This window comes from Duganella sacchari, from assembly GCF_900143065.1.
GTDB lineage: Bacteria > Pseudomonadota > Gammaproteobacteria > Burkholderiales > Burkholderiaceae_D > Rugamonas > Rugamonas sacchari.
The window spans coordinates 531,454-545,368 of the sequence record NZ_FRCX01000003.1 but is presented as its reverse complement, the minus strand read 5'-3'; the positions used below and the strand labels follow the sequence as shown (position 1 = coordinate 545,368).

Below are 13,915 nucleotides of genomic sequence, written 5' to 3'. Positions count from 1 at the left end.
GCGGGCGTTTTACAGTCTTGCTCCAGAGCCAAAAGTTGCCCCTTACCTAGCTACAAAAAGGTATGATAGGGCTTACCTTTTGTGGTTCTATTTGAAGCTCAGCTATGACCGTACAAGTACCTGCTGCACCTGTCCCCGTCGATAACAGCCCGCTGGGCACTGTCATGGGTATGGCCGTCAAAGGCGTCCTCTCCATCGGCGACCTGTTCGGTGCGGCGGCGGTGCTCCAGGAAAGCGGTCAGTTGCAAGCCGCTATCGCCCTGTACCGTACCTGGATCGATTACACCCCTTCGCCACTGGCGTACGCTGCCTGCTTCAATCTGGCGGTGGTGCTGTCCAGCTCGGGCGATGACGCGGGCGCCGAGGTGGTGCTGCGCAAGGCGATGGCGCTGAATCCGCATTTCGTCGAGGCCCGCCTCAATCTCGGTACGCTGCTGGAACGCACCGGCCGCCCCAACGACGCGCTGGCGATGTGGCAGTCCATCCTGTCCGATCCGATCGAACCGGACATCAAGACCAACACCACGCTGTACATCCAGACCCTGAACAATCTGGGCCGTCTGCTGGAAATTCAAAAACGCTATCCGGAAGCGGAAGCCATGCTGGCCGTGAGCCTCGGCGTCGATCCGCAACAGGCCAATGTGATGACCCACTGGGTGCACCTGCGCCAGAAGCAGTGCGAATGGCCGGTCTACTCGGGCCTTGAGCACATCTCGCTGGCCACCATGATGGAGGGCACCTCGGCGCTGGCCATGCTCAGCGCCTCCGCCGATCCGGCCATGCAGCTGGCCGCCGCCAAGCGCTTCGTCAACGAGAAGATCAACGCCGCCGTCGCGCCGCTGACGGGCGCCCATGGCTATGGCCACAACCGCCTGCGCATCGGCTACCTGTCGTCGGACTTCTGCTCGCACGCAGTGTCCATCCTGACCGCCGAGCTGTATGAGCTGCATGACCGTAACAAGTTCGAGGTCTACGCCTTCAGCTGGAGCCGCGAAGACGGTTCGCCGATCCGCGCCCGCGTGGTCAAGGCCATGGACCATTACATCCGCATCGATAAGCTCAGTGACGAGCAGGCCGCGCGCACCATCCGCGCCCACGAAATCGATATCCTGGTCGACCTGCACGGCCTGACGCTGGGCGCACGCCCGCAGATCCTGGCCTACCGCCCGGCCCCTGTGCAGCTGACCTATCTCGGCTTCCCCGGCAGCACCGGCCTGCCCGGCATCGATTACGTGATCGCCGACGAGTTCCTGATTACGCCGGAGATGACCGCGCACTTCACCGAGAAGCCGCTGTATCTGCCGGACTGCTTCCAGATCAACGACCGCCAGCGCGCCATCGCACCAAAGCCGACGCGCTCCTCGGTCAACCTGCCGGAAGACGCGTTTGTCTTCTGCTCGTTCAACAACAACTTCAAGTTCACGCCCGACCTGTTCGAGGTGTGGATGAACATTCTGCGCCGCGTGCCGAATTCGGTCCTGTGGCTGGTGGCCGATTATCCGGAAGTGCGCGAGAACCTGTACCGCAACGCCGAAGCGGCCGGCATCGACCGCAACCGCCTGATATTCAACACGCGGGCCGTGCCGGCCGAATACCTGGCGCGCTACCAGTTGGCCGACCTGTTCCTGGACACTTTCCCGTTCAACGCCGGCACCACCGCCAGCGATGCGCTGTGGGCCGGCCTGCCGCTGCTGACCTGCGCCGGCCAGACCTTCTCGTCGCGCATGGCGGGCAGCCTGCTGCGCGCGGTCGACCTGTCGCAGCTGATTACCCATAACTTCGCCGACTACGAAGAGAAGGCCGTGGAACTGGCCAACAACCCGCAGCGTATCGCCGCGATGAAGCGTCAGCTGCAGGCCAACCGCCTGAGCTGTGCGCTGTTCGACAGCCCGCGCTTCGTGCGCAATATGGAAGCGGCGCTGCTCAAGGTCGCCAAGCCGGCCGCACCGCGCCTGGCCGCACCAGCGCATGCCGTGCATCCGTCGGAAGAAGCTTCGCCTGCGCCGGTGCGTATCGACCAGATCCCGATTGTCACGGTGTCCTACAACGCACCGGACCTGATCGAGGCGCTGCTGCGCACCCTGCGCCAGCACTACACCAACCGCGTCTACGTGATCGACGGCTCGAATCCGGATGTGGCGGAGCAGATCCGCGCCATCACCGATGGCTACGACAACGTCGAGTTCATCCCGTTCGGCTACAACATCCACCATGGTCCCGGCATGTCGTGGGCCATCAATCATCTGGGCCTGTCGGGCGAGGTGCTGTTCCTCGATTCGGATGTGGAGATCCTCAAGTCGGGCTTCCTTGAATCGCTGCACAGCCATCTGAAACCGCAGATGTACGGCGTCGGCAACGTCCAGTGGGTCAACGAATCAGGCCACAGCCGCGATGTGGACGGCATCCCTTACCTGCACCCGGCCTGCATGCTGGTCAACGTGGAGGTGATGCGCCAGTGGCCAATGCCGATCAAGCACGGCGCCCCGCTGCTGCCGGCGATGATCGCGCTGCACCAGGCCGGCGCCAGCAATCTGCTGCTGGGCGTGGACTGGGTGCGCGATGATTTCAGCCGCGAGCCGCAGCGCCACTACATCAAGCATGACTGGCAGGGCACCGTGATCCGCACCGGCGGCTACCACTACGACCTGCCGAGCGCCAGTGCCGAGATCAATGCGGACCTGCTGAACCTTGTGCCGGTCACTGCCCGCAAGGTGGTGGAACTGGGCTGCCGCGACGGCTCCTTCGCCAAGGCTTACCGCGCCCGCAATCCGCTGGCCAACTACACCGGCATCGAAGCCGATCCGGCGCTGGCGCAGGCAGCGCGTCCGCATTGCGATTTCGTCTTCAACGATCATATCGAGCATGCCGGCGCGGAGCTGTGGGACCACGTACGCGGCGCCGATTGCTGGGTACTGGATGAGGCGCTGGAAAAGGTGGACGATCCATGGAGCCTGCTGCACAAGATCCGCACCAATATCGCTCCGGGCGGCAAGATCGTGATCGCGCTGCGCAATTTCCAGCACTGGAGCATGCAGGCGCGCCTGAACGCGGGCGATATGCGCTATGGCGCCGGCGGCATCGAAAAATCGCGCAAGCGCATGTTCACGCGCGGCGTCATGCTGGAGATGCTGCAGCAGTCCGGCTTCCAGATCAGCGGCGGCAGCGCGCGCATTACCGATGAACCGGCGCGCGAGAAATACCTGCCGGCGATCCGCATGATGGCCGGCGCCAGCGGCGTCGATCCGGTGATGGCAGTGGAAGATGCGCTGCCATGGCAGTACATCATGGTCGCGGTCACCGCATAACTACCGACTTACACGGACCCTTACATGAGCTATCCAAAAGTCAGCATCATCATCCCGTCTTACAAGCCGCAGCATTTCGAAATGTGTTTGCGTTCGGCCGTCGGCCAGACCTATCAGAACACCGAAATCCTGGTCAGCGACAACTGCCCGACCGAAGAGATCCGCGACATCTGCGCACGCTACGCCCACAATGGCGTGATCTACCAGCGCTCCAGCGTGTATCGCGAACAGAACGTCAACGCGGCACTGGCCGGCGCCAAGGGCGAATACGTCAAGCCGCTGTTTGACGATGACCTGCTGCATCCGTTCTGCATCGAACGCATGGTGGCGGCGATGCAGCCGCGCCCTGAAGTGGAGCTGGTTTTCTCGGCCTCGCAGGTCATCAACTCCGACAACGAGCGCGTTGAAACCCGCCGTCCGTATGAGGCCAGCGGCACCCTGTCCGGCCTGGACGTGCAACGCCGCGTTACGCTGGGCATGGAGAACTTCATCGGCGAATTCACCACCGTGATGTTCCGCCGTCAGACCATGTGGAACGTCGGCCTGCACAATCTGTACAAGATGGGCGACCATGACTTCCTCACCGGCCTGGCCGACCTGATCGCGTATCTGAATCTGACCAAAAACGCCAGCATGTTCTACATCGACGAAGAGCTGACCTACTTCCGCAAGGACCTGCGCCTGCAGTCGAATTCCAACCCGGCCTCCAATCCGTTCTTCGGCAACTGCTTCTCGGACTACATCGACCTGCTGCGCGTCTCGTTGGACGCCGACACGATCAACCGCGACGAATACCGCTCCATGAATCCACAGGTGGACGCCGTGTTCCTGCGTCTGAATAACATCTTCCCGCAAGTCGGTGAAGCGCGCGAACGCTATCTGGCCAAACTGGCCAAACTGTATCAGTAAGGAGCTAATGCATGTCACACCTTGATAAAAGCCGGCTGATCGACCTGCCCAAATACCACGACCCGCGCGGCAACCTGTCCGTGATCGAAAGCGGACAGCACGTCCCGTTCGATATCAAGCGTGTGTACTACCTGTACGACGTGCCAGGCGGCTCTTCGCGCGCCGGCCACGGCCACCTGGAACTGCAGCAGTTTTTCATCGCCATGTCGGGCAGCTTCGACGTGATTGTCGACGACGGCTACAACCGCAAGCGTGTGCACCTGAACCGCTCCTACTATGGCCTGTATGTACCGGGCATGATGTGGCGCGAGGTGGAGAACTTCTCGTCGGGCGGCGTTTGCCTGGTGCTGGCGTCGACCCACTACGATCCATCCGACTACTATTTCGACTACGACGAATTCGTGCAGGCCGCACACAAACATCATCCCACATAACGCATCATGACGAATCCACAACTGACCAGCTTCTACCAACGCTTCGGCGCCGGCAACGGCTTGTTCTACCCAGGCCACGCCTCGGCGCTGGTGGTTTTGGGCGGCAAAAAGATTCTGTTCGACCCGATCGTGCTGTCGCAGCCTTACGATAACGCCTGGGTGTTCTACCCGCCGCAGGTGGTTGATCCGCGCTGGTACGAGGTGGATGCAGTGGTGGTGTCGCACATCCACCAGGACCACTACGATGTGCCCTTCCTGAGCAAGTTGAAGCCGGAAGTGAAGCTCATCATCGTTGGCGACCGTCCCGGCTTCGAGTCCGACATCAAGGAGAAGGTTGGCCGCGAAGTCACCGTGGTGCCGCCGGAAACCGTCAACGAGATCTTCCCCGGCGTGAAGCTGTACGCGATCAACCACGAGAGCAATGGCATCGACTCCTCGGCCATCGTCTACAACGACCGCTTCTGCGTCTACCACGGCAACGACAACTACCTGCAGCCGGCGTCGATGCGCAAGTTCACGCAGATTAATCCGCACATCAACGTTGCCTGCGTGCCGTATGCCTACATCCACTGGTACCCATTCCTGATGGAGTACGACGACGATATCGAAGGCAAGGCGCACAAGGAACGCGAGCGCGCGCGCCTGGTCAACCACTACATGGACGATTTCCTCAACAATGTGGAAATCCTGAATCCGGATGTGGCGATTCCATTCGGCGCCAATCTGCTCATCGACGATGGCAATATGCGCTCGGACATCAACATGGCAGTGCAGACGCCGGTGGAGCTGACCGACTACGCCCACAAGGTGCGGCCGGAAACCGCCAGGCGCGTCCAGCCCATGCTGGCCGGCGATTACTACGGCATCGGCCCGAATGGCCCCGAGCTGACCATCGCCCAGACCTACGAAGCGGAAAGCTACCGTGACGACGCGCAGGAATTCCTCGCCTCGCGCCCGCAGAAGACCGCCAGCGTGGACGGCCCCGCCGTCGACATGCAGCAGTTCCTCGCTAAACTGAACGCGCGGCTGCAAGACTGCGGCGCGCCGATCGACAACATCGTCCGCATGGACATGGACTACCGCGGCGACAAGGTGCGCGTCGAAATCGACTGCCTGACCTACCAGGCCCGCGTGGTTGACCAGTTCACCGAAGGCCGTCCTTATCACCACTTCAAGCTGGACAAGGTCGCCTCGTCCGACTGGCTGAACGGCGCCAGCTTCCTGGAAATCCTCGGCACCCGCCGTTTCACCTTGAAGCGGGTGCCCGACCTGTACATGCCAGACCTGCTGCGTCTGGTGAATACGGTGTTTTAAACACAGATTGGAATTATCATGAGCGTCCCCTTCCTCGACCTGAAAGCAATCAACCTGGCGCAAGCCGCCGAGCTGGAAGCTGCGTTCAAGCGCGTGCTGAACTCCGGCTGGTACATTCTGGGCTCCGAAACGGCCGCCTTTGAAGCCAGCTTTGCTGAGTACTGCAACAGCGCCCACGGTATCGGCGTGGCCAACGGCCTCGATGCCATCTTCCTGATTTTGAAAGGCTACGGCATCGGCCCTGGCGACGAAGTCATCGTCCCATCCAACACCTTCATCGCCACCTGGCTGGCAGTGAGCCATTGCGGCGCCAAGCCGGTGCCCGTGGAGCCGGTGGAAGGCACCTACAATATCGATCCATCGAAAGTCGAAGCGGCCGTCACCGCCAAGACCAAGGCCATCATCGCCGTGCACCTGTACGGCCAGCCGGCCGATATGGGGCCGTTGAAAGACATCGCCAAACGCCGTGGCCTGAAGCTGATCGAAGACGCTGCGCAGGCACACGGTGCGCGCTATCAAGGTGGCGTCACGGGCCAGCTGGGCGATGCGGCAGCCTTCAGCTTCTACCCGGGTAAAAACCTGGGCGCACTGGGCGACGGCGGCGCAGTCACCACCAGCGACGACGCACTGGCGGAACGCATCCGCACCTATCGCAATTACGGCTCCAAGATCAAGTACTACAACGACGTCCCCGGCTACAACTCGCGGCTGGACGAATTGCAGGCCGCCCTGCTGGCAGTAAAGCTGCCAGCACTGGATGCGGGCAACCAGCAACGCCGCGCCGTCGCCGCCTACTATCAACAGCACCTGGCTGGCATCGATGGCCTGATCCTGCCGGAGATTCCAGCATGGGCAGAGCCGGTATGGCATCTGTACGTGGTGCGTCACGCGCAGCGCGACCGTCTGGCCAAGAAACTGGCGGAAAAACAGATCGGCACCATCGTGCACTATCCCGTGCCGCCGCATCTGCAGCCGGCCTACGCAGACCTGGGCTACAAGGAAGGCGACTTCCCGATTGCGGAAGTGATCCACCGCGAAGTTCTGAGCCTGCCCGTGTCGCCGACCATGACGCTGGACGATGCAGCGGAAGTGGTGGCTGGCGTCAAAGCCGCACTGGCGGAGATTGCAGGTTGAGATGAGTACGCCGCAGTTTCGTAAGCCGCGCTCCGTGCGCGGCAGGCAGTTGATGTTCCGTGATGCCACGGTCGCCGATGCAGAATTCATCCTGGCCTTGCGCACCGACGAGAAGAAGGGTGAATTCCTGTCCGCCACCACGCCAGACGTGCAAGCGCAGCGTGACTGGCTGACACGTTATGCCGCAGATGATACGCAGGTCTACTTCATCATCTGCAAGCTCGATGGCACGCCGTGCGGCACCGTGCGGCTGTATGACCAGCGTGGCGATTCATTCTGCTGGGGATCATGGATCAAGAGCGACCAGGCGCCGAGTGGGTTTGGTGTCGAGTCGGCACTGATGATTTACGACTTCGCGCTGCAGATCGGCTTCCAGCGCGCGCACTTCGATGTGCGCAAGGGGAACGCCTCCGTCATCCAGTTCCACGAACGCTTTGGCGCCGTGAAGGTGGATGAGAGCGAGGATGATTACTTCTTCGAGATGAGCAATGCCGCCATCAAAGGCGCGCTCGCCCAGTATCGTAAATACCTACCGGACGGCGCGACGGTCGAGTTTTAATTCAGGCGCGGCGGATTTTTTTCTGCCGCGTGCTGTGCAGCGGACCTTCTGCCAGAATGACTTTGGCCGGCACCTTGAACGGCGCCAGGTGTGCCAGGCACTCCTGGCGGATACGCTTCTTCAGGCTGTCCGCAGTTTCCGGCGTATCCACCACCACCTTGGCGACCACGATGTTACCCAGCATGGCGTGCTTCTCGCCGAACACCGCCACGTCCTGCACGTTGTCCATCTCCAGAATCACGCTCTCCACTTCCGACGGATATACCTTCTGGCCCGCCACGTTGATCAGGTCCGTCACGCGGCCCAGGATGCGGAAGTAATCGCCATCCACCTCCACCTGATCCTGCGTATTGAACCAGCCATCCGCATCAAACTCGGAAGGCGCATTCAGGTAGCCGACCATCGCATACTGCGATTTAATCCACAGCACGCCATCCACCACCTTGGTCTGGAAGCCTTCACCGCCCACACGCACCCACAACGAACCATCCTCGCGCGACTGCGAACGCAGCACGCCGACTTCCGACAGGCCATAGGTCTGCAGCAGATCCACACCGGGGAACTGCGCGCGTACGCGGTCCAGCGTCGATTGCGGCATCACTTCCGTACCGTAGGTAATACGCTTCAACGATGACAGGTCGTACTGGTTCTGCAAATTAGACGCCATCATCAACGTCAGGAAGGACGGCGTGGCGGGCAGCAGCTCCACCTTGTACTTCTCGATCGCAGCGCAGATGTTCGGCACCGAGCGGTCTGCCACCGTCACCACCGTGCCCAGGCTGGACGTAATCGCCAGGATGGTGTTGATGCCGCCGAAGTGGTCGATCATCAGGAACGGTATGGCCACAACCGGGTTACGCTGCTTGCGGAACTTCTCCGTGACCTGGTTAAAGTCGTGCAGGATGCCTTTTGGCTTGCCGGTCGAACCGGACGAGAACAGCACCATGCCCGGCGTGCCGCGCTGGCGGAATTCGTTGAGCAGCGCGTTATCGCTTTTCAGACCACGATGGGTAATGGTGGCGTCGCGGCCAGCCGCGTCGAACTCCACATACCATTCACAGCCCGAAACGGCCAGCGCCACCGACTCTTCCACCACCGAGCTGCGGGTCAACGGAATCACGATGCTGCCGTTGCGGCACAGCGCCATGATCATGCAGAACACTTCCGGCGAGTAGTCGCCCAGCACCACCACGGTCTGGCCCCGCTGGATGACTGCTGCCTGCACACGCTGGTAGAAAACATCTATCGACGAGACGACGCCGCCATAGCTGACCTCACGGTCTTCGTGGATGAAAGCGATGCGCTCCGGCGCGCTCTGGAACCGTTCGATCAGCCATTCCATGCTTACACTCCCAGATCGTTCAGCACCAGCTTGATCAGTTTATAGGAAGTGATATTGCCCGCGTCTTCGTCAGGAATGCTCACCTTGAATTCCTCTTCCAGCGCCAGCACCAGATTCATATGGCGCAGCGAGTCCCAGTTAGGCACGTTGTCCATGCTGGAGTCTTCGTTGATCGTGGCAGCATCCACGTTCAGCATGGTGGCCATTACTTGTTTCAGTGCGTCTTCATTCAACATAAGTCATCTCTATCCATGGGTTAGGGGGCGCAGCGAAATCCGCTGCGGCGATGGTGTATCTTCGCACACCTTCGCTGGTTTCTTCTTGTGCGGGCATGCCAAGGCGGTTGTAGAAGTCTGCCACCTGGGCGTTCTTGGCGCTTGGGACGTATTCCGCACGTAGTTCAGTACAGCCACGCTGCATGGCATCGGCGACGATGCGGGGCCAGATGCCCGTTTCAACGCCACGGCCAATCACGCGGCAGCTCATGAAGAAGTTTTCAATGATGGCTGCCTGACCTTCGTAGCGCATCACGGCCACGCCGGTCAGACCGGCATTCCCGAATTTGTCGCTGACCACCAGCGAGTAGACGGCATGGCTAGCGCCTTCCATCATCTGCTCAATCTCGGCCACGCTGTAGCGCCTGGTGGTGAGGTTGAACTGGTTGGACTTCTGCGACAGTTCGCTGATACGGGCGGCGCTGGCGCGGGCGTTGCGGGTCAATTCGACCTTGAGCTCCAGCGAGGCCAGATAGTCTTCCTGCGTGTCGAATTGCGCTTTGAGTTCTTCGGCGCCGGCACGCTGGCGGTATTGTTCGGTTTTGTCTTTGCTGTCGGCTGCGATGCCGCCAGCCAGGAACAGTGATTTGATTTCCGCCACCACGCGCGGATAGTCGGACAACGTAGTCGGCACCTGCACGGTCTTCACCATCGGCAGCTGCTGGCGCACGGCCTCGCATTCAAACGAGGAATCATCCAGGAAGACGATGCTATCCAGGCCGACGTTGAGCTCCTTGGCCAGCGCGCGCAGGTTGGATGGCTTGTCTTCCCAGTTGACTTTTTTGGCCACCAGCTGCGATTCCTTGAGCACCATGTCCGGATGCTTGTGCAGCACTTCATCGACATCCGCCGGATTGTTCTTGGTGACCAGTGCAAGCAGAATCCCCTGGCGTTCCAGCGCCGCGAATTCCTGCTGCATACGCCAGAAGATATTGCCCGGATAATCGTAAGGACCAAGCTTGATACCGTTCAGCAGGTCTTCGCCAATCACGCCGGCCCACAAGGTGTTGTCGCAATCCACCGCCAGTACTTTGTAGAAGTGGGCGCCGAAGCCGCGTGCAGCGGCGGCAATGCGCCGCGCAAGCTCATTCATGTAGACGCCGGTGTAGGGTGCTTTGCTGCGGAAGTAGAAACGCGTATCAAACGCAGCGCCCTGGCCGACTGCGCGCACGATGTCTTCCGTATCGATGATGCGGACATTCGCGTAGGCGGCGGCTTCATCGCGCAGCGCGGCATTGAAGCGCGCCAGCACAATCGCCACCGCATCCTGCCCTGCTGCGTCAGCCGGGCTGCCCATGCGGTGGAAGGTGCCAAGATAGATGGCCGGCACAGCACGCGCCTTGTCGAACACCATGCGGTAGCGCTGGCGCAGCTCCGCTTCCTTCGCATCGATGATGGATGGGTCGAGATTTCCCAGCTGCGCTTCAAACGATGGCAGCAGGTTGTCAAAGAACGGCAGCAGCACGATCTGCTCCACGCCAGCTTGCGTGAACAGATCGATGTCGCCGATAGGATCGTCATAATTACCCGCCACCAGATCGATGCGCGCACCATGCAGCAGGCCATGTTTGCGCAGGTAGACATTCAGCAGGTCCACCGTCGCGGAAGACGACACGCCGATCTTCACCGTGCGCGGCTGCGCTTCCTTTTCCAGCGTATTCACGGCTTGCGTGAGCTGCATCATGGTGCTGTCGGCTTTGGCCAGCACCGCCAGCGCCGCAGCACGAGGGTCGACAGGAACCTCTCTCATCGCATCGCCATCCCGCCGTTGACGGCCACGGTGTCACCGGTGATAAAGCCAGCGTCATCCGACACCAGGTAAGCCACTGCCGCCGCCACGTCGGACGGCTTGGCCAGGCGGCGCAATGGCGTCTGACGCGCGATCATGAGCTGCGCCTTCTCAGGAATATCGCCAATCAGCGTGGTCTCGCACATGCCTGGCGACACGCAGTTCACCGTAATGCCCTGCGGCCCCAGTTCAGCGGCCATATAGTTGGAGAACACCTGCAACGCGCCCTTGGCCATTGCGTAGCCAGTCCATGTAACGGATGGCGAACCATCCAGCACCTGCGACGTAATATTCACGATGCGGCCCCACTTGCGCGCACCCATCTCCGGCACCACCGCACCGGTCATCAGGAATGCGCCTTTGACCTGCACATCCATCTGCTGCTGCACATCGTCCCATGCCGTCGCGCCGAACGGTTTTGGATTGATGCGCGGCGAAGCGTTATTCACCAGCACACTCACAGCGCCAAACACCTTCACCGCCGCCTGATACAGGGCCTGCGCGCCTGCTTCGGTCGCGATGTCGGCCTGCACTGCCAGCGCACGACCTTTACCGTCGCCAGCGGCAGCATTGATCTCCGCCACAATCTGCGCCGCGCGATCCGCCTGGCCGCGATAGTTCACCACCACGTCAAAGCCATCCGCCGCCAGACGCTGGCAAATCGCCTTGCCGATGCCGCCAGCGCCACCCGTCACAATCGCCACACGTGGACGCGCATCCGCAGCCGGCCTGGCCTCCGGCTCCGCCGTCACCAGCACTTTCACCTTGCCGACACCAGTCAAAATCAGCTGCTGGTTCTGATTGACGATCTTCGTATCCAGCTCCAGCAAACGCTCACGCTCATGCTTCTTCAACACCGTCGCGCTGATCGTCAGCACATCGCCCAGGCGCACCGGCAGCAGGAACTCCATATTCTGCGACACCCACAGCGCACCGGTGCCCGGCAGCTTGGTCCCGATCACCGTCGAGATAAACGACGCACCCAGCATGCCGTGCACCACGATATCCTTGAACGCCGTCGTCTCCGCGTACGCGCGGTCCACGTGCAGCGGATTATCGTCACCCGTCATCTCGACGAACTTGCGCACGTCCGCTTCGGTAATGTGCTTGGTCAGCGTCTGCGTTTCGCCAACCTGGATCGCATCGAAATCTTTAAACATTTACGCTTCCTTCTTGGCCATCTTCCAGCGCCACACCGAAGCGCCGAAGTTGAAACCGGCGCCCACAGCAGCCAGCACCACCGTATCGCCATCCTTGACCAGCTTATTCTGCACCGCCTCGCTCATGGCAATCGCCAGCGACGCCGCCCCCGTATTGCCCACGCGGGCGACGTTGGTGTAGGTCTGCTCCAGCTTATAGCCCATCTTGCGCACGATGTATTCGATCATGCGCAGGTTCGCCTGATGAAACAGCATGAAGTCCACATCCGCCGGCGCTACTCCGCTCTTCTCGCACGCCTTGCGGATCACACGCGGCAGATGGGTAATCGCCTGCTTCCACGTCGCGATGCCATTCATCTCCATGTAATCCACCGCCGGATCAAACGCGCGGCCGATCAGTGGATGGCTGGAACCACCGCCACGCATACGCACCGACTCATAGTTCGAACTATCGGTATGGAAGGCCGATGAAATAATGCCGTCCTTCGGATCGTCGCTGCGGCTCAGCACCGCAGCACCCGCGCCATCGCTCAGGTAAATCGCCGTGTTGACGTCCGAGCGGTCGATGTAACGCGACAGGAACTCCACGCCAATCACCACAGCATTGCGCACCGAGGGATCAACCCGCATACGGTCCGACGCCACCGTCAGGCCAGTCACAAAGCCGGTGCAGTTGGCCTGCAAATCGAAGATCTGCGCATTGCTGGCCTTCAGCTCCATCTGCACCTTGGCCGACAGCGGCGGATAAATGTAATCACCCGAGAAGGTGCAGGCGATGATCAGGTCCACTTCCTCAACGCTGATGCCCCCCATTTCAATCGCACGCTGCGCCGCCAGCACTGCATACTGCGATGCCGATTCATCCGGCCCCGCAATGTAGCGCTGTTCGATGCCCGTTTTCTCAACGATCCACTCTGGCGTCACATCCAGGTTGCGGCACAGGGTCGCATTGTCCTCCGCGTGCTCGGGCAGATGATGGCCGACGCCGGAGATGGTAATACCTGGGAATGGAGAAATGCTCACGATGCAGCCAGCCCTAAAAAGTTTAACAAAGCGGCGTTGCCGGTACGGACCGACTCGCCGTCGGCCGCGTTGCCGTGGCCGGGATAGATGGTGCGCTCCGGCGTCAGATCCTGCCAGTAGCCGAGTATGGTCTGCTTCAACACCGCATGGTCCTCGCCCGGCAGATGCGACAAGCCTACACCGCGCGCATACAGCGTGTCGCCCGTGAACCAGGCATTGCCGAATTCGATGATGCAGGAACCCGGCGTGTGGCCAGGCGCCGGCAGATAGCGCAGCGGCGTGCCGGCAATGTCGGCCACATGGCCCGGCTCCACCAGTGTCGCCTCAGGCAGCATCACCTTGTGCTTGAGCTTCATGGCCATCAGCAGGAAATTGGAGGCCTTCATCAGCTTCAGGTCTGCCTTGGGCACGAACACCGCACTGCCGTATTTTTTCTGGAAATGCGATGCGCTGCCAGTGTGGTCGAAATGGCCGTGGGTGCAGTAGACCGCGTGCGGACGGAGGCCATGCTCGCTCAGTTCAGCATCGATGGTCTCGCCATCCAGCCCGGCATCAATCAGGATGCCGCCGCCCTCCACCTGCGCTTCGCAGAAGTAGGCATTCGACGAAAACTCGCCGCTGGTGACGCGCCAGACATTCCCGCCGCCCCAATTGCCAACCACGCTCGCCAT

General features: G+C 61.0%; 12 protein-coding genes. 6 read left to right on the top strand and 6 right to left on the bottom strand.

The window, feature by feature from the left end:
• The first annotated feature begins 104 nt into the window (after nt 1-104).
• Genes BUA36_RS08765 through BUA36_RS08740 form a run of 6 tightly spaced genes read left to right on the top strand, consistent with a single transcriptional unit; the run spans nt 105 to nt 7,655 of the window.
• Nucleotides 105-3,305: an O-linked N-acetylglucosamine transferase family protein gene (locus BUA36_RS08765; RefSeq protein WP_072783531.1), complete on the top strand. Its 3,201-nt coding sequence runs from the start codon at nt 105-107 to the stop codon at nt 3,303-3,305.
• Between the two features lie 24 nt (nt 3,306-3,329).
• On the top strand, nt 3,330-4,214 hold the full coding sequence (locus BUA36_RS08760; protein WP_072783529.1) for a glycosyltransferase family 2 protein: 885 nt from the start codon (nt 3,330-3,332) through the stop codon (nt 4,212-4,214).
• 11 nt (nt 4,215-4,225) lie between these two features.
• Nucleotides 4,226-4,648: a sugar 3,4-ketoisomerase gene (locus BUA36_RS08755; protein WP_072783527.1), complete on the top strand. Its 423-nt coding sequence runs from the start codon at nt 4,226-4,228 to the stop codon at nt 4,646-4,648.
• A gap of 6 nt (nt 4,649-4,654) precedes the next feature.
• Nucleotides 4,655-5,962 carry an MBL fold metallo-hydrolase gene (locus tag BUA36_RS08750; RefSeq protein WP_072783525.1) on the top strand — a complete coding sequence of 436 codons (1,308 nt, stop codon included), beginning with the start codon at nt 4,655-4,657 and terminating at the stop codon, nt 5,960-5,962.
• 18 nt (nt 5,963-5,980) lie between these two features.
• Entirely contained in the window at nt 5,981-7,096 is a 1,116-nt protein-coding gene (locus tag BUA36_RS08745; protein ID WP_072783523.1) for a DegT/DnrJ/EryC1/StrS family aminotransferase, read from the top strand.
• Nucleotide 7,097: 1 nt separating this feature from the next.
• A complete protein-coding gene (locus BUA36_RS08740; protein WP_084560062.1) occupies nt 7,098-7,655 on the top strand; it encodes a GNAT family N-acetyltransferase in 558 nt (185 codons plus the stop codon).
• Between the two features lies 1 nt (nt 7,656).
• Here BUA36_RS08740 and BUA36_RS08735 read toward each other — a convergent pair whose 3' ends face one another.
• The 6 genes from BUA36_RS08735 to BUA36_RS08710 are packed head-to-tail and all read right to left on the bottom strand — an operon-like array spanning nt 7,657 to nt 13,915.
• Complete coding sequence (locus BUA36_RS08735; protein WP_072783520.1) at nt 7,657-8,997, bottom strand: long-chain fatty acid--CoA ligase; 1,341 nt, start codon at nt 8,995-8,997, stop codon at nt 7,657-7,659.
• Nucleotides 8,998-8,999: 2 nt separating this feature from the next.
• Entirely contained in the window at nt 9,000-9,233 is a 234-nt protein-coding gene (locus tag BUA36_RS08730) for an acyl carrier protein (protein ID WP_072783518.1), read from the bottom strand.
• Nucleotides 9,223-11,022: an HAD-IIIC family phosphatase gene (locus BUA36_RS08725; protein WP_072783516.1), complete on the bottom strand. Its 1,800-nt coding sequence runs from the start codon at nt 11,020-11,022 to the stop codon at nt 9,223-9,225. The genes BUA36_RS08730 and BUA36_RS08725 overlap by 11 nt, the downstream gene beginning before the upstream one ends.
• Nucleotides 11,019-12,221 (bottom strand): SDR family oxidoreductase, encoded by a 1,203-nt coding sequence (locus BUA36_RS08720; RefSeq protein WP_072783514.1) that lies wholly within the window; start codon nt 12,219-12,221, stop codon nt 11,019-11,021. The genes BUA36_RS08725 and BUA36_RS08720 overlap by 4 nt, the downstream gene beginning before the upstream one ends.
• Nucleotides 12,222-13,244 carry a 3-oxoacyl-ACP synthase III family protein gene (locus BUA36_RS08715; protein WP_229255646.1) on the bottom strand — a complete coding sequence of 341 codons (1,023 nt, stop codon included), beginning with the start codon at nt 13,242-13,244 and terminating at the stop codon, nt 12,222-12,224.
• The gene (locus BUA36_RS08710) at nt 13,241-13,915 is read right to left on the bottom strand and encodes an MBL fold metallo-hydrolase (protein WP_072783512.1); all 675 of its coding nucleotides are present in this window, start codon (nt 13,913-13,915) and stop codon (nt 13,241-13,243) included. Before BUA36_RS08710 ends, BUA36_RS08715 begins: the two co-directional genes overlap by 4 nt.